This window comes from Coprococcus sp. AF16-22 (assembly GCF_003461545.1).
Taxonomy (GTDB): Bacteria; Bacillota; Clostridia; order Lachnospirales; family Lachnospiraceae; genus Coprococcus; species Coprococcus aceti.
The window spans coordinates 57783-76674 of the sequence record NZ_QTXH01000005.1 but is presented as its reverse complement, the minus strand read 5'-3'; the positions used below and the strand labels follow the sequence as shown (position 1 = coordinate 76674).

Genomic DNA, 18892 nt, shown 5'->3' with positions numbered 1-18892 from the left:
ACAGTTTTATGACGTTATATTAAGAGCATCTGAGGAGACCGTGAATGAGAATCAGACAATTTAGAGAAGACCACTGGGATAGGCTTCCCACGATAAGACTGCAGAAAGCGGTGCTTGACAACTTCAAGAGTGTGGAGCATGGAGAGATAGTATTTGCCTGTGGAAAGAAGTTTGTTCCGTATGGAACAGAATCAGATATATTGGGACTTTATGGACAGAACGGCTCGGGTAAGACGAGTTTTATAGAGGCGCTTGCCATACTGAAGCTTCTGATGATTGGAGCTGAGGTTCCGGCGGTGTATGCAGAATGTGTGGCAAAGGGTCAGGAGATGGCCAGACTGGAGTTTACATTTGACCTTCAGTACGAGGACGGACGCATCCGAAAGGTTGTGTACGAATTCCTCATGTCCGCCGTGGAGAATGAGACAAATAACGGATTCAGACAGTACGGAGGAGAGGATCAGAACAGTGGCCAGCCGAGCTACAGAGTCCGCATATCGGGTGAGAAACTGAGTATGTCAGGTGATTTTGAGGGCAGGAAGATGATACTTCAGCCTGTGATTGACACATGCACTGACGACATGCCGTTCGGGCCTGTATCGAAGCAGAAATATTTCATAACAAATGACAGAAAGTTCGTGGATGAGCTGAATGTGGTGAGAAGACTGGCGCAGGAAAAGTCGGCGTCGTTTATCTTCTCGCTCGGAACTGCAAAGGTGTGCGATGAGTGCGGGTTATATTCTGAGTTTTATCAGGTTATACTGGAGCTGGCGTACTACAGTCAGCTCTATCTTCATGTGGTAGACACGAAATCAACAGGATATATAAGACTCAACTACGGACTTCCGCTATACACACAGAGCGGTAAATTCCTTCTGAAGACGGATGTGCCGAACATCATGCCGGAGATAGTCTTCAGCGAGATAAAGAGCCAGTTTGAGAATATAAACATAGTCCTCAGCCAGATAGTTCCGGGACTTAATGTTGATCTTCACGAGCTGTCGCCTGCCCTCATGAAGGATGGCAGTATGGGACATGTGGTGGAGATAGTGTCCAGCAGGAATGAGACGGACATGAGTGTGTTCCACAATCAGGAGGCTGCGCCTGACGGAAGAGTGCACATGCCATTCAGGTACGAGTCCGACGGTATCCGCAAGATCGTGTCGGTGCTCAGTCTGATAATAGATGCGTACAATGAGCAGTCGTGCACGATAGCCATAGATGAGCTGGATGCCGGTGTGTTTGAGTATCTTCTGGGAGAGGTGCTGCAGACGTTCCAGGAGTCTGGCAAGGGGCAGTTTATATTTACATCGCATAACCTCAGACCGCTGGAGGTCATAAGCAAGGATTATATATATTTCACCACGACAAATCCGAGAAATAGGTATATCCGTATGAAGGGAATCGGAAGCAGCAACAATCTCAGAAATACTTATTTCAGGGAGATCGTGGTTGGAGAACAGGACGAGGAGCTGTATAGGAATACGAAGAGGTTCAAGATTGTATCGGCATTCAGAAAGGCAGGTATGGATCATGGGGAAACGACCTAAGAAGAAGATCTTCCTGTTCCTTGTCGAGGGAGTGTCGGACCGGAATGCTCTTGAGGTGCCATTTGGACAGCTTCTTGAGGATATAGATCCTGATATTGTTCTGGAATTTGCCATGCTCATGCAGGATGACGGAAGCTTTGGCGGTGATATAACCTCAAAGAATGGCATACATCCTGACAACATAGAGCGGTTTATAGATGAGATAATGGTCAGTCCTCTGCTAAAGAGGACGGGCCTGTATCCGAAGGACATTGTGGAGATAATTCATTTTGTGGATATGGATGGTGCGTACATAGATGACAATCTGGTCGTGACTGATGGGGGAAATGAAGACAAGCCAGTATACTACCCGGATATCATTGTGACGGCAAATCCGGATCACGTGAAGGAGCGAAATCTCTGCAAGAGTGCGAATCTGGATGTGCTCACTTCGCTGTCATCAATAAAGATAGGAAGTAAAAAGATAAAATACTCCGTATACTATTTTTCGAGCAACCTGGATCATTTCCTGTATCGGGATGCAAATTCAGATGAGCACGGCAAGGTGCGGAGGGCGGCGGAGTTCTCGATGAAGCATGAGACGTCGGGATCGCTGGAGCGTTTTTTTGAGGAGAATGAGACTGTGACTACAGATATGACTTATGGGGAGTCATGGGATTTCATAAAGAGTGGGGAAAATTCTTTGAAGAGGCACACAAATGTGAATCTGCTCATAAAGAGGCTTAAGGCTATTGCGGAAAATCACATATAAAATAAACTCATAACAATAAAACAGGAGACAGAAAAGGCTATGAAGAAGAACAAAGAAGATGACGGAATCTACAGAAAACCCACCAAAGGTTTCAGCAAGAGAACAAATATGATAGTCGGCATAGCATTTGTCATATTTGTGCTGGTGTGCTGCATAATAAGACTGTTCGTGTAAGGTTTCAGTAAAGAAAAGTGGCAGGTGTTGATTTTTATATTTAGCATGCTATACTTGGCTTAGTTAATTGAAGGTAATCAAGGAGGATAAATCCGTGTTTGGTAGCAGATCAAGCAAGAAGACGGGATTGAAGATCATAATAGTGGGCTGTGGAAAGGTTGGCGTGGCCATACTCAAGCAGCTTGCAAATGAGGGGCATGATATAACTATCATAGACAAGGATCCCCAGAAGGTCGCAACATACGCAAATCAGTATGATGTTATGGGAATAGTTGGAAACGGAGCAAATCACAGCGTGCAGCTTGAGGCGGGAATACAGAACGCAGATTTGATAGCTGCAGTCACGTCGTCGGATGAGCTCAACATCCTGTGTTGTACCATAGCCAAGCAGGTCGGAGACTGCGCGACCATAGCGAGACTCAGAGACCCGGATTACAGCAAGGAGGCAAGCTATCTCAGGGAGAAGCTTGGACTTACCATGATCATAAACCCTGAGCTTGAGACTGCAATCGAGGTGTCGAGGGTACTGTATCTGCCAACGGCTCTTGAGATAAATTCATTTGCACACGGACAGGCGGAGATGACCAGGATAAAGATCCCGGAGAAGAACGTGCTGGACAACAAGAGCATAGCTGATCTCGGTAAGGATCTTGCAAATAAACAGAAGCCGATAAATATACTTATAGCGGCAGTTGAGAGAGCCGGGGAGTTCTATATCCCTTCCGGTGATTTTGTCCTCAAGGCCGGTGACATCATGTCATGTGTGGGAACACGGCCTATGTCCAGAAAATTCATGGAGCACATAGGCTTCAAGACTGCGAGAGTCAAAAACACCATGATAATCGGTGGAGGAAATGTCGCATATTATTTGGCTGGACAGCTCGTGAACATGGGAATATCCGTCAAGATCATAGAGGAGAACAAGAAGCGCTGTGAGGAGCTTTCAGTCCTTCTGCCGAGGGCGATAATCATAAATGGTGATGGAACGGATCAGGAGACTTTGAACGAGGAGGGCCTTGCGGAGACTGAATCATTTGTGTCCCTGACAGGAATCGACGAGGAGAATATACTTTTGACTCTCCACGCCCGCAAACATTCAAATGCCAAGACGATAACCAAGATAAACAGGAGCAATTTCAGAGAGGTCATAAACAGCCTCGATCTGGGAAGTGTTGTATATCCATGCAGTATAACTGCGGAGTCCATAGTCGCATATGTCCGTGCGAAGAAGAATTCCAACAGTAACAGCATAGAGACACTCTACCACATGTTTGACTCAAGAGCTGAGGCGATAGAGTTCCGTGTGGATGAGAAGTCGGAGGTGACGGATATACCGCTGAAGGATCTCAATCTCAAGAAGAACCTCCTCATAGCATTTATAAATCGAAATGGTTCGATCCTGCTTCCAACAGGTCAGGATTCTATACAGGTTGGAGATACGGCCATGATAGTCACCACTGAGACAGGATTTACGGATATAAGAGATATACTTGCTTAAGGCAGTTTGATTAGGAGAAGATTATGAATAATTCCATGATAGTATTTATACTTGGCCAGATCATAAGACTTGAGGGTCTGCTCATGATCATTCCATGCCTGACATCTCTCATATATCAGGAACATGAAATATTTGCGTTCCTTATAGTCATAATATCATGTCTTGTGATAGGAACGCTTATGACACTTAGAAAACCGGCAAATCAGACCATATATCTCAAAGAGGGATGTGTAGCCACGGCATTCAGTTGGATACTGCTCAGTATATTTGGCTGCATGCCATTTGTCATTTCAGGGGAGATCCCTTCATTCACAAATGCACTGTTTGAGACCATATCGGGATTCACCACAACGGGAGCCAGCATACTGAGCGATGTGGAGAGTATGTCACATGGCATGATGCTGTGGAGATGCTTTACCCACTGGATAGGCGGTATGGGAGTTCTGGTGTTCCTGCTTGCCATCATTCCGATGAACAGTGCGTCCGGTTCAAATATGAACCTGATGAAGGCGGAGAGCCCGGGGCCATCCGTTGGAAAGCTTGTTCCAAGACTCAAGCACACTGCCAGGATATTGTATGTTATCTACTTCGGAATGACGGTTCTGGAGGTCATTTTCCTTATGTTTGGACATATGTCATTGTTCGATGCTCTGTGTACGGCATTTGGAACAGCCGGAACAGGCGGTTTTGGAATAAAGAACGACAGCTTTGGAAGCTTCTCACCATATATACAGTGGGTTGTAACTGTGTTCATGATATTGTTTGGTGTGAATTTCAACTTTTATTATTTTGTGCTGTTCAGGAACATCCGAAAGGCACTTTCCATGGAGGAGGTCAGGACATATCTGCTGATAATACTCGGTGCAATAACGATAATAACTCTGAGCCTGATGCAGACTATGGCAAATATCGGAGATGCTATAAGACATGCGGCCTTCCAGGTGGCATCGATCATCACCACGACGGGTTATGCATCGGCGGATTTTGACCAGTGGTCACAGACCTGTAAGACGGTGCTGGTCATCCTGATGTTTGTCGGAGCTTGTGCGGGAAGCACCGGTGGCGGTATGAAGGTGTCGAGACTCGTGATAATGTTCAAGACCGTTGTCAAGGAGCTGAGTTCGTATTTCCATCCGAAGAATATCAAGAAGATAAACATGGATGGCAAACCGGTGGAGCACGAGGTAGTCAGGGCGGTAAATGTATACTTCATCACGCTGATGGGAATATTTACCCTGTCTGTATTTCTTGTGTCCCTTGAGGGCAGGGATCTGGTGACCAACTTCACTGCGGTGGCATCGTGTCTCAACAATATAGGACCGGGTCTTTCCGAGGTAGGACCTACCAGAAACTTTGGCGGGCTGACGGGATTTACCAAGTATGTTCTGATGTTTGACATGCTTGCGGGACGACTGGAGCTCTTCCCATTGCTGCTCATATTCAATCCTGGCGTGTACAGGGACATGATCATGGGGGCATGGAGAGGCATAAAGCGAAGAAGACAGGAGAGAAGAGCGAACTGATAAATGTTATCATTACAAATGGCGGGCAGGTTATTGACATATGCTGGCAATTTGGATATACTCAGAAACAGTTAGACACACCTAACTATAGCTCTTCCAATCATTTTATAAAGAAAAGGCGGGGACTTCTCACATAGTGAGGGTTCCCGTTTTTTTATGACTTAAATTTCCTTACAAAGAAGTTTAGAATGGAATAAAGATATGAGTATTTGTTATAATGTACATACATTTGGTGTGGATAAGGAGTAATGCGATATGGAGAACGAAAAAGAATCTGTAAAAGTACTTATAGTGGACGACGAGCAGGACATCAGAACGCTGCTCAATATATATCTCAAGAGACTTGGATACGATGTTGTGGAGGCTGCCGATGGAGTTGAGGCTGTCGAGACCGTGCGTGCGGACAAGGACATCGATCTCATAGTTATGGACATAATGATGCCAAAGCTTTCAGGTACTGAGGCATGCCAGCAGATCAGAGAGTTTTCATCTATCCCAGTCCTCTTCTTGACGGCGAAGACGAAGGAGCCGGATCAGAACGAGGCATACGATGTGGGTGGCGATGATTTCCTGGCAAAGCCATTCACCCAGAGCGAGTTTAACCGCAAGGTGAATGCTCTTATCAGAAGATACAAGGTGTACCGCGGAAAATCAGAGACCGATCCAAAGAATATCTCAGTCGGCAATATAAATATTGACTCATTTAAGAGGATTGTGATCAAGAACGGTGAGGTCATCAAGCTCACCGACAAGGAGTATGCACTTCTGTTCTTCCTGGTGGAGCACAGAGGAAAGCCATGGTCACTCGAGGCACTCTACGAGAATATATGGCAGGAGAAGTATCTTCCTTCATCTTCCAATACGGTCATGGTACACATACTCAGACTCAGACAGAAGATAGAGGACAACTCAGCGCAGCCTGAGATCATTAGGACCATATATGGAAAGGGATATCAGGTAGACTGATATGAAGATGCCATTTAAGCGGACACTCAGGGTAAAGCTGTTTGTGATCATACTGCTTGGGCTAATATTGTCCATATCGGCTTTTTTTGCAGGAACATTTGCACTGAACAGCTACATGAAAAATGTATACATGAGTGACACGAATACACAGAAGAGATCCGCCAGACAGATCCAGAGCTTTGCTTCATATGTGACCAGCCATTCCATAAAGGCTACGGATACGCAGGCACTCAGGGCATGGCAGGAGCAGCACGACAATGTGTACATACTGATTTATAACAACAATGATATAGTATTCGACTCTGACTGGATGATAGAGAAGAAGGGCGCATACAAATATGTCATAACGAATTCGGAGACTGGTGAGATAATCATTCTGTTACAGGACAACTATGGAAATATCAGAAAGATCAAGAGGAAGGCATCCTCGAGCAGCGAATCCCAGAAGAAATCCGATGCGGTGACCGCGGATGAGGGAGCTTACTACGGCAATTCCAGCATGCTGCGAGGAGACCTCAATGAATTTGACTACGATTTCTATCCTGTGCTATTCAAGGATGGAGTGTTTGATGTCTGCATAGTTGACTATTCGGATGATACGATCAAGGATGTCGGAGAGATAGCGATATTTGTCATATGCTGTATCCTGTTCATCGGTGTGATAATAGTCTATTTCGGAAGAGAGATAGGCAGAATGAGACGCCTCACAAATGAGGTCATGGATATCAAGGATGTGGATATCAATGGGCCGATAACAATACACGGTCAGGATGAGATTTGTATGCTGGCGGAGAATGTAGACACCATGAGGCAGACCATTATTGAGCAGCTCAGCAGGGAGCGTGAGGCATGGCAGGCGAACAGTGATCTGGTCACAGCCATGGCCCATGATATAAGAACTCCGCTCACAGTCATGGCGGGATATCTGGAGCTCATGCAGAACAAGGAGTATTCATCCCAGGAGGAGCTTGACGAATACATAAGGATAAGTGCTGAGAAGGCGGAGCAGCTCAGGACGATGTCGGACAAGATGTTCAGATACTTCTATGTATATTCAAAGGGCGGTGAGGATCTCAACATGGAGATGTTCCCGGCGGGGCCGTTCCTTGACCAGATGCTTGGAGAGTATGTTGTGCTCCTGGGCGAGAATGGATATCAGTTCGACATTGATATCTCGGACAAGAAAGCCGAAATTTACGTTGATCTTCAGGGTATGAAGAGGATAACCGACAATGTATTTACCAACATCAGAAAGTATTCGGACAAATCAAAAAGCATAGATATAAGGGTATATATAGATCGGAGAAAGGTAAGAATTTATTTCAGAAATTATATAAATCCGGAAAGCAGCAAGGCTGAGAGCACACATATAGGTACTTTGACATGTCAGAAGATGGCTGAGGAGATGAATGGATCATTTACGACCTGCAGAAAGGGCAAGGTGTATGAGGCGACACTCATACTGCCTAACATGTTGGATAACGATGACTCACATGTTCCGACTCAGGGACTTACAGCTATACTGTCACGCAAATAATAAACGGAGATCCTCTGTACACAGTTCAGAGAATCTCCGTTTTTGTACATAGAAAAAAGCAATGCTACACATTATACCGATAGAGGAAAAAACAGGAGGAACAGATATGAATATATTATTTTATGATACAAAGCGTTATGACATGGAGTCGTTCGATGCGATAAAAGATCAGTACGACAAGCTGACCATAGATTATGTGGACACAGATCTGTCGGTGAAGACCGCAAGACTTGCAAAGGGGTATGACGCCATATGTGCATTTGTCAGCTCGGATGTGAGTGCACCCGTTGTGAATGCGATGAGTGATGCGGGCGTGAAGCTTATACTGATGAGATGCGCGGGCTTCAACAACGTGGATATGGATGCGGCAAAAAAATGCGGTATAACTGTGATGAGGGTTCCGGGCTATTCGCCTGAGGCTGTGGCGGAGCATGCGATGGCACTTGCCATGGCGGTGAACAGGAGACTGCACAAGAGCTATATAAAGGTGAGGGAGAACAACTTCAGTCTGGTCGGACTTACAGGCATGAACTTCTACGGCAAGACAGCCGGTATCGTCGGAACCGGTAAGATCGGGGCTGCCATGGCGAGGATATGTCATGGATTTGGAATGGATGTGATCGCTTACGATATGTATAAGAATCCGGACCTTGATTTTGTCAGATATGTGGAGCTCCCTGAGCTTCTGGCGGGATCTGATCTTATATCGCTTCACTGTCCGCTGACCGACGAGACCTACCATATGATAAATGAAGAGACCATTGGCATGATGAAGGATCACGTGATCCTGGTGAATACCTCCAGAGGTGCACTCATCAAGACCGACGATCTCATAGCTGGGATCAGAAGCAGAAAATTCTTCGGAATCGGGCTGGATGTATACGAGGAGGAGACTCCAAATGTATTTGAGAACAGGGAGGATGACATACTGGAGTCCTCGATCACTGCGAGACTGTTATCATTTCCAAATGTGATAGTGACGTCTCATCAGGGATTCCTTACAGAGGAGGCACTGGAGGCGATAAGCAGGACCACTCTGGACAATGCCATGGATTTCCTTAATGGGTCTGTAAATGAATCGAATATTGTGTTATGATGTGATGACAGGATATTGTGAGAGAAATTGAGGTTGACTATATGAATATAAATGAGGTTTTTAGCGGGCTTGATAAGCTGTTCGCAGAGAACAGACTGCCGGAGGTGGAGAGATACCTTACCCAGGCACTCAGCGATGCTGAATATGAAAAGGATACTGATTCCATGCTTGCGATATACAATGAGCTTATCGGTTTTCACCGCACCACGGGAGAACACGACAAGGCACTGTATTTTTGCAGGCAGGTCATGAGGCTCGCTCATAAGATGGGGATTGAAGATACAGTTCCATATGGAACCGCTCTCATGAATATTGCAAATGAGAACAGGGCTGCAGGTAACCTGTTGGAAGCCCTGTCCTATTGCAGGAAGGTGTATGACATATATTCGGAGCAGCTCGGTCCATATGATATATTGCTGGCGGGTTATTATAACAACGTGGCGCTCATTTATCAGGAGCTTGGCGATTACGACAAGGCTGTTGATGCACTGGAGCACGCGCTCAGCATCATAGAAAGACATGAGAATGCCGGTACGGAGATTGTTGCCACATATGCCAATCTTGGCGAGAGCCTTCTCAGGGCAGGTCGGCTCAAGGAAGCTCAGGACAAGCTGACGGAGGCGGTGCGCAGATATCAGCTCAAGGGTGTCAGAGGATATCACTACAGTGCTGCGCTGTCTGCTGTTGCAGAGGTGTGGTACAGACAGGAGGACTACCAGCAGGCACTCAAATTTTATCAGCTTGCGGCAGAAGAACTCTACAGTGTCTATGGGGACAATGATACATACAGAGTTATAATGAATAATATAGAGACGGTAAAGGCGAAGCTTCAGCAGCAATGATAACAGGGAGGAAGTGGAAGAGCTTCCTCCCTGTTGCGTATGTAGACAGATAATCTGAAGGATGGGAGAACGAGATGAATTATAATGACAAGGTAATGGACGTTATAGATGAGGTGAAGAAGGTCGTCATAGGCAAGGACGTGTGTATTGCCAAGATAATGGCGGCGATAATCGCAGGCGGTAACATTCTCATGGACGATGTACCGGGAGTCGGCAAGACGACGATGGCTCTTGCATTTGCAAATGCAATGGGGCTCCAGAACAAGAGAGTCCAGTTTACACCGGATGTCCTTCCGGGAGATATAACGGGATTTACGATGTACGATAAGGCGACAAATCAGTTTGTGTACAGACCGGGTGCTGTTATGTGCAATCTGTTCCTCGCAGATGAGATAAACAGAACATCTCCAAAGACACAGTCGGCACTTCTCGAGGTTATGGAGGAGGGACATGTGACTGTGGATGGAGTGACATATCAGGTTCCGGATCCATTTATAGTAATTGCCACGGAGAACCCTATCGGCAGTGCCGGAACACAGCTTCTTCCTGATTCCCAGCTCGACAGATTTATGGTGTGCCTTAAGCTGGGATATCCATCCATAGAGAGCGAGCTGGATATAGTTAAGGGAAGAACCTCCGCTGATGGCTTTCAGGATGTACAGCCTGTAATAGGTGCGTCTGAGCTACGGCTTATCAGGGAGGAAGTAAAGCATGTCAAGGTCAGCGATGACGTGTATTCTTATATAGGCCAGCTTGTTGTTGGAACCAGAGAGAATCCAAGCCTTGAGCTAGGAGTGAGTCCAAGAGGAACGATAGCCCTCACCAAGATGGCGAAGAGCTGGGCATATATAAGCGGGAGAGATTTTGTCATACCTGAGGATGTGCAGATGGTGTGGACGGACGTCATAAGACACAGGATAGTCTTAAGTGCCAAGGCAAGGGTGAACCACATAACACAGGAGGCTGTGCTCAAGGACATAATGGAGAGGGTGTACAAACCGTCGGTTAGACGAAGAAGTTCGGCGAAAAAGTAGCATGAGATTTGGAAGCGTGTAGTGGTAGGATGTCGTATGAGACGAGGAATATTGTATATTGTCCTGATAGGGGCATGTGTATATATAGGAATAATCAATAAAGAAAAATCATACTTTTTCGCAGCGGTGATCATGACTGCTGTCATGCTGAGTCTTATAGCCGGGCTGATCGTGCGATACATAAGAACCAGTGTTAAGATGCAGATGAATATACCTGTGGTTGAGAAGAACAGTACATTTTGTCCGGAACTTGCGGTATCTGCCACCGGTGGTCAGGTACCCCATGTGGCAGCGGTGTTCAGTGTTCTTGCTCCGGGTATGAAGAAAAAGAAGAAGAGTACATTTGAACAGATAGATGACAGGTATGGAAAGTGCGTGGGAAAGATGAAGCTGGATGTCAGCGGAAGATACGAGATAAAGGCATCGGGCGTCAGGATATATGATGCTTTCCATATTTTCTCAATCAGGAAAAAGGTTGGTGGAACGGCGTACATTTACGTATTGCCTCAGTGCTATCTCGTTCCGGTGGAGGTCACGAAGAACACAAGAGATTTTGTGACGGACAGTGATGTATATTATTCGGATGTGAGAAGCGATGACTCGACCGAGGTGTATCAGGTGAGAGAGTACAGACCTGGAGACAGGATGACCCGTATCCACTGGAAGTTGTCGGCCAGACAGGATGAGATAATGGTCAGGGATACATCAAAGGCATTGTCGTGTCCGGTCATCATCTGTATGGATCTCGATGGAAGAAACTGCCGTCACTATGGACAGGCAATGTCTGTTGCGCTGGAATCCATGGTATCGGTGAGCTTTTCACTGATAGATGTTAAAGTCCCTCACTTTATAGCGTGGTATGATCCGGAGGAGATGTCCATAACGAGATACCGCATAGTCCGTGAGGAGGATGTGTACGATGCCGCTGCAAGGTTGTCGTATGTGGATGCCAGGACAAATGACAGCTACGATGTGATAGGAATGTACAGAGAGAGATACAGAGGTGAGGATTTCACAAGCTTCATCGACATAGACATGAATGGCAATATAGAGTGTGGAGATGAAAGTTTTCAGGTGGGATTTGAAACCATAAAGGAGGATCTTGCAAAATCCTATATCACGGTGTAGATTCTCCAGGCATCATCATAGAATTACAGAGGTGTGGAATTGAGAGTTGTTTTGGGACTGGCTGTATGGGCGTTGTCGCTTGGTATGACATACCTTGTGGGCGATATCGCATACAGCTCGGATATAAATAAATATATGGACTCCACCAATCTTGTGGGTGCGTATATCATAGGAAGTCTGGTGATAGCACTGGTTTATTCTCTGTGGTACATTTTGAGAAAAGAACAGAGGATACTGGATATTGTGGTTCCGGTTACTGTGTTGCTGGGTTGGGGGCTTGCCAGAAGAAAGCTGCTCTATGCCGGAGGAAAGGGCATGGTATACAGCATAGCATATGATCTGAAAAAGGTTTATGGGATAAAGACAGGACTCATAGATCTTGACTATGTCAGCGTGAGTGCTGTGACGGAATTTGTGCTTTTTATAGTGGCGGTGTCAATGTTCTTTGCCACTTATATGATATACAGGTGTAACAGTCTGATGATAGCTATCGGACTTGCATTTTTGGTTATGCTTGCTGGCGCAACACTCAGTGTACCTGTGAGTGCACCCGGAGTAGTGCTTACTGTATTGTCACTTATCGTGGCTAGATATGTTCTCATGAGAATGGGACAGCCGCTGTCGGTGGTGTGGAACATTGCAGTTCCTGTGACGGTATTTGCCGCGTGCCTTGTTGTCACCCTTCTTGTATATGACAGCGTATACGACAGAGGTGTGAAGGAACAAGGGAAACTGCTCGACATGGTGGACAATATGGAATATTTTCTGTCGGGGGAAAGTAACAAAGGATATTCAGGTTACTATAAGGTGGATGATTCTGAGGTCAATCCCGGTGATGAAGTTGTGGATGAGATAATCAGGGAGGATAAGCCTCAGGGAAATCTCTACGTCAAGTCGAGAAGCTATGTTACATATGAGAATGGGTCGTGGCACGGAAGGGCGGATGGACACAGCCCTGATGATGAGGTCATGGTGTATTATGATAAGGATACATTTGCAAGATACGAATCAGAGATACAGGGATATGCGCCAGATAAGAAGTTTTCCAATGAGGTCATGGACAAATTGGTGACATATATAAGACAGCATATGTCATATACCACAGCACCAAAGAAATTTACCGAGGGTGAGGATCCGGTCAACAGTGCGATGTATGACGTTCATGAGGGATATTGTGTTCACTTTGCTTCTGCGGCGGCGGTGGGCTTCAGGATACTGGGAATCTCCACCGTGTATAATACAGGTTATGTGGTGCCGTCGTCTGCGTGGATAAAGCAGTCGGATGGAACATACCGTGCGGTGGTTCTGGATAAATACAGTCATGCGTGGATTGAAGCGTACAGTGAGGATGCCGGTGACTGGGTGATCGTGGATGCCACACCGCTTGGAGACAGGGCGGATACTTTGGGGATACCGAAGGAACCGGATTACAGCGGTGATAATACTGCGGACAATTCATCGGATGATACAGAGGAGCCGGAGACTTCTGAGGAGACTTCAAGTCCGGATGTAACAACGGAGGCGACAACTGATTCGACAACCCAGATGTCAGAGAATACAGAAGTCACTACGGAGACGGATGGTGATTCTTCAAATGGCACAGGAGAAAATGGTAATCAGGTCGATGTCCCGAATGATGGCAGTGGAGATGCGCAGTCGGGATCACCAGGGGATGCCGGGGATGGTCTGTCGGAGCTTGTACAGAACAGAGTGTTCAGAACAGTCGTTGTTGTGCTTGCCGTGATACTGATATTGTGGGGCGCAGTCATCTTCAGAAGAAGGACGATAGTTGCGCGCAGGAGACGCAGGCTTGTGGGAAGAAACAGGATATCAGCTATATACGAGATGTCCACGGCGATGTATGATATGATGGTGTTTTCTGGTGCCATAGAGAACGTCAGTGAGAACGACACGGAGTATGCCGACACTGTCACGGAGTCGTGCAGCTTTATAAAGGGCGATGAGTTCACAGAGTTTATAAAATGGGTTCAGGCTGCTGTATACGGACGCGTTGAGCCGGATGACAGGCAGATCGCGGCTGCCAGAAAGCTGTATACAAAGGTAAGGGCATACACATATCTTGGCCTTGGGTTCAAGGACAGATTTGTGTGGAAGTATGTAAAGTGTTACGACTGCGGAGGACGCAGAAGGAAGAGATAACATAATTTGTCACGAAAGAAGTAGTATTTAAGATGGAATTTAGAAAAGGGTTAAAGGATGGAATACCGATAGCACTGGGGTATTTCGCAGTAAGTTTTAGTTTTGGTCTGCTGGCGGTAAAGGGCGGACTCACAAGTTTTCAGGCGGTCATCATAAGCCTGACAAATGTAACCAGTGCGGGACAGTTTGCAGGACTCAAGATTATCCTTGCAGGGGGAACGCTGGTTGAGATGATACTCACCCAGTTCATAATCAATCTGAGATATTCTCTCATGAGCCTGTCACTTTCACAGAAGCTTGGGGAGGCAGTTGGAATCAAGGAGAGACTCGTAATAGCATTTGCAAATACTGACGAGATATTTGCGGTGGCGATGGGCCATGTGAAGAAATTGACATTTGGGTATATGATAGGACTTCAGCTCCTTCCGATAGTCGGCTGGACGGGCGGAACGCTGTTCGGTGCGGTGGCATCCGGGATCCTTCCGAAGTCCATCAGCAGCGCATTAAGCTTGGCACTCTACGGAATGTTCGTTGCCATAGTCATGCCGGTCGCTAAGAAATCGAGACCGGTTGCCATAGTTGCGCTTGTGGCGGCAGTCATATCATGCGTGCTGTATTACGTTCCGATATTCAAATTCATATCGACGGGAATCGCCATAATCATAAGCACTGTGGCAGCGTCTGTGATCGGAGCTATATTCTTCCCTGTGGGAGCTGAGAAAGAGGAGGTGCAGTGATGAATATATACATATATATAATAACCATGGCGGTCGTCACCTACCTCATAAGAATGGTGCCGCTGGTGGCGTTCCGCAAGAAGATAGAGAACAGATTCGTCAATTCATTCCTCTATTATGTACCGTATTCATGTCTCACGGCGCTGACACTTCCGTCTATACTATACAGTACGGAGAGTGTCATAAGCGCTGTGTGTGGATTTGCGGTTGCACTCATACTTGGAATAAAGCAGAAGGGACTTATAGTTGTGGCTGCTGCGGCGTGTGTGACGGTGTTCGTGGTTGAGTGGATATTAAAACTGATGTAGAAATTTATGATGTCTGGAGATTTGGACCGGATGGCTGAATATGATAAAACGATAAGAAGGAGGTAAGCAGGAAATACCTGTGTATGATATATGAGATTTCCGAAATTTATAAAAAAGGGCGATGCTATAGGTTTCGTTGCGCCATCATTTGGCTGTGATACAGAGCCGTATAAGACTGCATTTGGCAGAGCGCAGGAGAACTTCAGGAATATGGGTTTTGGTATACAGATCGGGCCCAACTGTTATATTGGTGATGGCATAGGAATCAGCAACAAGCCGGAGCTGTGCGGTCAGGAGATAAATGACTATTACACATCGGAGAAGAACGATGCACTCATATCCTGCGGCGGCGGAGAGCTCATGTGCGAGATACTTAACTATGTTGATTTTGACAGACTGAGGGCAGCAGATCCGAAGTGGTTTATGGGATATTCGGACAACACAAATCTCACATTCCTGCTCACGACATTGTGCGATACGGCGTCCATATATGGTCCGTGTGCGGCGGCATTTGGACAAGAGCCGTGGCACCGATCAGTTGCGGATGCTATGGCGGTCCTTCAGGGACAGAAACTGTCATTTGCCGGATATGACGGATGGGAGAAGGAATCCCTCAGGGATGAGGAACATCCATTCTTGCCATACAACATCACAGAGCCAAGAGTGATAAAGGGCTATCCTGAGAAGTTCCAGGTGAGCGGGCGAATGATAGGCGGCTGCATGGACTGTCTGGTGAACCTTATAGGAACAAAGTTTGACCATGTTGGCGAATTCCTTGAGAGATATAAGGATGATGGATTTATCTGGTTCCTCGAGTCCTGTGATCTGAACGTCATGTCCATAAGACGAGCCATGTGGCAGATGGACAACGGCGGATGGTTCAGATACTGTAAGGGCTTTATGATCGGCAGACCGCTGCAGTTTGGACAGGAGATGATGGGCCTTGACCAGTATCAGGCTGTGCTGGGGATCATAGGAAAATACAATGTGCCTGTCGTGATGGATGTGGATCTCGGACATCTGTCACCGATGATGCCTGTGGTATGCGGCAGCATGGGAACTCTTATGGTGGACGGCCAGGATATGAGTCTTTCCATGGAAATGAGGTAGAGAGAAGTCTGTTGGCTGTTTGATTGGCTGAAAAAGGCTGAAAAAGGCTGAAAATGGTTGAAAAAATAAAGGCAAAAAAATAAAAAATACTATTGTGAAAAAAAATATATCGTGCTACACTAGGTGGCAGATAAGACAAAGGCATAGACGGAAAGAGTAGTGTGGTGGATGCATCCAGAGAGAGCTGCATATGTGAATCGGACTCAGATATGAATCAGACGTGAGCCAGAACATATGGTGGGAGCAGCTTATGATATATCACATGAAGACCACTCCCGAGCCGTGCGCGATATAAGCGTCACCGCGTAGCTGCGTTAAAGGCATAATTGAGTTAAAAGTTAAGGTGGAAACGTGCATACGCACCCTTAGATAGATTATATCTAAGGGTGCTTTTTTAGTTGTTACATGCAATTTATTTTCACTTTATAAGAAGTAAGAAGGAGAACTGACATGGTTAATTTCAAAGAAGACGAACAGCTTAAGACACTGAATCATTCCTGTGCACATCTTATGGCACAGGCTATCAAGCATCTGTACCCACAGGCAAAGTTCTGGGTAGGACCGGTAGTTGCAGAAGGATTCTACTACGATGTAGATCTCGGCGATGACGTTATCAGAGGCGAGGAAGATCTCGCAGCCATCGAGAAAGAGATGAAGAAGGTTGCCAAGAGCGGCAAGAAGATCATCCGCAAGGAGATATCCAAGGAAGAAGCTCTTGAGATGTTCAAGGATGACGAGTACAAGCTCGATCTTATAAATGGACTTGAGGATGGAACAATCACATGCTATGAGCAGGGTGATTTCACAGACCTCTGCCGTGGACCTCACGTAGACAATGTAAAGCTTTGCCGTAACTTTAAGCTCATCAGACATTCAGGAGCTTACTGGAAGGGCGACAGCAAGAACAAGGTTCTTCAGAGAATATATGGTGTGTGCTTCCCTACAAAGGAGGAGCTTGAGGAGCATCTTCAGTTACTTGAGGAGGCAAAGGAGAGAGACCACAGAAAGATCGGCAAGGACATGCAGCTCTTCATGGTCGATGACCTTGTAGGACGTGGACTTCCAATGTTCCTTCCAAAGGGATATACAGTATGGCAGGAGCTTGAGAACTACATCAAGCGCAAGGAGAGAAAGCTTGGCTACCTCCACGTTATGACACCTTGTGTAGGTACAGTAAACCTCTACAAGACATCAGGTCACTGGGATCACTACAAGGACAACATGTTCCCGGCAATGGAGATGGAGGGAGAGTCATTTGTACTTCGTCCAATGAACTGCCCGCACCACATGATGATATATGCAAACAAGATGCACTCATATAAGGATCTTCCTATCAGGATCGCTGAGATCGCACACGACTTCAGATTTGAGGCAAGTGGTACACTCAAGGGTATTGAGAGAGGAAGACACTTCTGTCAGAACGATTCACATATATTTGTGACACCAGACCAGATCGAGGAAGAGTTTGCAGGAGTTGTTAAGCTCATATTTGACACATACAAGGATTTCGGAATCACAGATTACAGATGCGTACTGTCACTCCGTGACCCAGAGGACAAGGTAAAGTATCACGATGACGATGAGATGTGGAACAAAGCAGAGAATGCACTTAGAAAAGTTCTTGATGATATAGGAATCGATTACACAGAGGAGATCGGTGAGGCTGCATTCTACGGACCAAAGCTTGATGTAAATGTTAAGCCGGCCGTAGGAAATGAGTATACACTCTCGACATGTCAGCTCGACTTCTGTCTGCCAGCTAAGTTCGATCTGAAGTATATCGACAAGGACGGCGAGAAGAAGACACCTGTAGTTCTCCACAGAGCTATCCTTGGATCTCTCGACAGATTCATGGCTTACATCCTTGAGGAGACAAAGGGCAATCTTCCAACATGGCTTGCACCTGTACAGGTAAGAGTTATGCCTGTAAAGACAGACAACGAGGATCTTATGGCTTATGCTCACAAGGTTGTTGATGCCCTTGATGCCATCGACGTTCGTGTAGAGCTTGATGACAGAGCAGAGAAGCTTGGTTATCGTATGCGTGAGGGTCAGGTTCAGAAGGTTCCATACCTTCTCGTAATCGGATTCAACGAGGCTGAGAACGGAACAGTATCATACAGACTCCACGGTGAGGCTGACACAACAGTTCTTCCACTTGACGAGTTCGTACAGAAGATCGACACAGAGATCAAGACAATGGCTCACAAGTAAGAGCGAAAATTTTACACCACAGGTTCACTTACCCTGTCCGCAAGGACAGGGTATTATTTTGTAAATAAATGCATAATTTGAGGGAGGTATATGATCTCTGTGAAAAATATGGTGAATAAATAGATAACAGGTATTATATGTACCGTGAGGAACACGGATTTGAGATGCCGGAAGATGTGTTCCCTGGGAATGGTGTAAAGCTGTATGTTGAGAAAGTTGTACGGATTTTGAAGTCAAAAATATAAAAATATAACAAAAGCATGT

General features: G+C 46.1%; 16 protein-coding genes. All 16 read left to right on the top strand.

Annotation, left to right across the window (positions count from 1 at the left end):
- The first annotated feature begins 44 nt into the window (after nucleotides 1–44).
- The 16 genes from DWW60_RS07450 to thrS all read left to right on the top strand — a co-directional run bounded on the left by DWW60_RS07450 (nucleotide 45) and on the right by thrS (nucleotide 18628).
- A complete protein-coding gene (locus DWW60_RS07450; RefSeq protein WP_015534039.1) occupies nucleotides 45–1550 on the top strand; it encodes an AAA family ATPase in 1506 nt (501 codons plus the stop codon).
- The gene (locus DWW60_RS07445; RefSeq protein ID WP_015534038.1) at nucleotides 1534–2301 is read left to right on the top strand and encodes a hypothetical protein; all 768 of its coding nucleotides are present in this window, start codon (nucleotides 1534–1536) and stop codon (nucleotides 2299–2301) included. The genes DWW60_RS07450 and DWW60_RS07445 overlap by 17 nt, the downstream gene beginning before the upstream one ends.
- Nucleotides 2302–2340: 39 nt before the next feature.
- Complete coding sequence (locus DWW60_RS13785; RefSeq protein ID WP_015534037.1) at nucleotides 2341–2475, top strand: hypothetical protein; 135 nt, start codon at nucleotides 2341–2343, stop codon at nucleotides 2473–2475.
- A gap of 94 nt (nucleotides 2476–2569) precedes the next feature.
- Entirely contained in the window at nucleotides 2570–3973 is a 1404-nt protein-coding gene (trkA, locus tag DWW60_RS07440; protein ID WP_055147099.1) for a Trk system potassium transporter TrkA, read from the top strand.
- 23 nt (nucleotides 3974–3996) lie between these two features.
- Nucleotides 3997–5496: a TrkH family potassium uptake protein gene (locus DWW60_RS07435; protein ID WP_117874842.1), complete on the top strand. Its 1500-nt coding sequence runs from the start codon at nucleotides 3997–3999 to the stop codon at nucleotides 5494–5496.
- 255 nt (nucleotides 5497–5751) lie between these two features.
- A complete protein-coding gene (locus tag DWW60_RS07430; RefSeq protein WP_015534035.1) occupies nucleotides 5752–6462 on the top strand; it encodes a response regulator transcription factor in 711 nt (236 codons plus the stop codon).
- A gap of 1 nt (nucleotide 6463) precedes the next feature.
- A complete protein-coding gene (locus DWW60_RS07425) occupies nucleotides 6464–7999 on the top strand; it encodes a HAMP domain-containing sensor histidine kinase (protein WP_117874840.1) in 1536 nt (511 codons plus the stop codon).
- Nucleotides 8000–8105: 106 nt separating this feature from the next.
- A complete protein-coding gene (locus DWW60_RS07420; protein WP_117874838.1) occupies nucleotides 8106–9095 on the top strand; it encodes a 2-hydroxyacid dehydrogenase in 990 nt (329 codons plus the stop codon).
- A gap of 41 nt (nucleotides 9096–9136) precedes the next feature.
- Nucleotides 9137–9937: a tetratricopeptide repeat protein gene (locus tag DWW60_RS07415; RefSeq protein ID WP_015534032.1), complete on the top strand. Its 801-nt coding sequence runs from the start codon at nucleotides 9137–9139 to the stop codon at nucleotides 9935–9937.
- 74 nt (nucleotides 9938–10011) lie between these two features.
- Nucleotides 10012–10971 (top strand): AAA family ATPase, encoded by a 960-nt coding sequence (locus tag DWW60_RS07410; protein WP_015534031.1) that lies wholly within the window; start codon nucleotides 10012–10014, stop codon nucleotides 10969–10971.
- 36 nt (nucleotides 10972–11007) lie between these two features.
- Entirely contained in the window at nucleotides 11008–12099 is a 1092-nt protein-coding gene (locus tag DWW60_RS07405) for a DUF58 domain-containing protein (RefSeq protein ID WP_015534030.1), read from the top strand.
- A gap of 39 nt (nucleotides 12100–12138) precedes the next feature.
- A complete protein-coding gene (locus DWW60_RS07400) occupies nucleotides 12139–14259 on the top strand; it encodes a transglutaminase-like domain-containing protein (protein WP_117874836.1) in 2121 nt (706 codons plus the stop codon).
- A 32-nt stretch (nucleotides 14260–14291) separates the two neighbouring features.
- Nucleotides 14292–14996 (top strand): AzlC family ABC transporter permease, encoded by a 705-nt coding sequence (locus DWW60_RS07395; protein ID WP_117874835.1) that lies wholly within the window; start codon nucleotides 14292–14294, stop codon nucleotides 14994–14996.
- Complete coding sequence (locus DWW60_RS07390; RefSeq protein ID WP_117874832.1) at nucleotides 14996–15304, top strand: AzlD domain-containing protein; 309 nt, start codon at nucleotides 14996–14998, stop codon at nucleotides 15302–15304. Before DWW60_RS07395 ends, DWW60_RS07390 begins: the two co-directional genes overlap by 1 nt.
- A 90-nt stretch (nucleotides 15305–15394) precedes the next feature.
- Nucleotides 15395–16414, top strand: coding sequence for a S66 family peptidase (locus DWW60_RS07385; RefSeq protein ID WP_117874830.1), 1020 nt, complete (start codon nucleotides 15395–15397; stop codon nucleotides 16412–16414).
- A gap of 450 nt (nucleotides 16415–16864) precedes the next feature.
- The gene (gene thrS, locus DWW60_RS07380) at nucleotides 16865–18628 is read left to right on the top strand and encodes a threonine--tRNA ligase (protein WP_022216928.1); all 1764 of its coding nucleotides are present in this window, start codon (nucleotides 16865–16867) and stop codon (nucleotides 18626–18628) included.
- Nucleotides 18629–18892: the final 264 nt, after the last annotated feature.

Excerpts from the sequence above, each read along its gene's own strand:
- DWW60_RS07415 (WP_015534032.1), top strand. The coding sequence starts at position 9,137 with ATGAATATAAATGAGGTTTTTAGCGGGCTTGATAAGCTGTTCGCAGAG.
- DWW60_RS07385 (WP_117874830.1), top strand. The coding sequence starts at position 15,395 with ATGAGATTTCCGAAATTTATAAAAAAGGGCGATGCTATAGGTTTCGTT.
- DWW60_RS07430 (WP_015534035.1), top strand. The coding sequence starts at position 5,752 with ATGGAGAACGAAAAAGAATCTGTAAAAGTACTTATAGTGGACGACGAG.
- DWW60_RS07425 (WP_117874840.1), top strand. The coding sequence starts at position 6,464 with ATGAAGATGCCATTTAAGCGGACACTCAGGGTAAAGCTGTTTGTGATC.
- DWW60_RS07445 (WP_015534038.1), top strand. The coding sequence starts at position 1,534 with ATGGGGAAACGACCTAAGAAGAAGATCTTCCTGTTCCTTGTCGAGGGA.
- DWW60_RS07390 (WP_117874832.1), top strand. The coding sequence starts at position 14,996 with ATGAATATATACATATATATAATAACCATGGCGGTCGTCACCTACCTC.
- DWW60_RS07410 (WP_015534031.1), top strand. The coding sequence starts at position 10,012 with ATGAATTATAATGACAAGGTAATGGACGTTATAGATGAGGTGAAGAAG.
- DWW60_RS13785 (WP_015534037.1), top strand. The coding sequence starts at position 2,341 with ATGAAGAAGAACAAAGAAGATGACGGAATCTACAGAAAACCCACCAAA.
- DWW60_RS07435 (WP_117874842.1), top strand. The coding sequence starts at position 3,997 with ATGAATAATTCCATGATAGTATTTATACTTGGCCAGATCATAAGACTT.
- DWW60_RS07405 (WP_015534030.1), top strand. The coding sequence starts at position 11,008 with ATGAGACGAGGAATATTGTATATTGTCCTGATAGGGGCATGTGTATAT.
- DWW60_RS07420 (WP_117874838.1), top strand. The coding sequence starts at position 8,106 with ATGAATATATTATTTTATGATACAAAGCGTTATGACATGGAGTCGTTC.
- thrS (WP_022216928.1), top strand. The coding sequence starts at position 16,865 with ATGGTTAATTTCAAAGAAGACGAACAGCTTAAGACACTGAATCATTCC.
- DWW60_RS07450 (WP_015534039.1), top strand. The coding sequence starts at position 45 with ATGAGAATCAGACAATTTAGAGAAGACCACTGGGATAGGCTTCCCACG.
- DWW60_RS07395 (WP_117874835.1), top strand. The coding sequence starts at position 14,292 with ATGGAATTTAGAAAAGGGTTAAAGGATGGAATACCGATAGCACTGGGG.